The organism is Acinetobacter sp. 24-47-67 (assembly GCF_056779735.1).
On record NZ_JBWYIK010000041.1, the window covers coordinates 1 to 393 of the forward strand.

Here is a 393-nt window from a genome sequence, read left to right on the forward strand (position 1 = left end):
CTGATCTTTTTGCTGGCATGGCTAAGTATGCTGTCTTGGGTACTGGTGTTGATGCTTCCTTGTGCAATTTGGTTGATCTGTCCATCTGCACTGAGGTGGATGTCTTCGTTACTTTCTACGGCAATTGAACTTGGTGAAGCCAAAAGCATGATCGCTTGTTTGAAGGCCGCGGCTTTGCTTTGGTCTTCGCTCTCTAAGTTCTTGAGATAGCCCTGTAGGTTTTCGAGTAAGCTCAGTGGATCAGTTTGTTGATTTTTTGCCACTTCACTTAAGGCTTTGGCGTTGTTTAAGCTACTTTCGAGTTGTTGTTTGGCTTCGCTTGCATCGAGATGGTTTGCTTTGGCTTGTTCTTGTTTGTAGGTGGAGATGAGTATGCCTTCGCCTGCTCGTACT

General features: G+C 45.5%; 1 protein-coding gene. It reads right to left on the reverse strand.

Annotated elements, in window-relative coordinates:
* On the reverse strand, positions 1-393 hold a 393-nt coding region (locus AC1M9K_RS14580; RefSeq protein ID WP_481589649.1), incomplete at both ends, for a type VI secretion system Vgr family protein.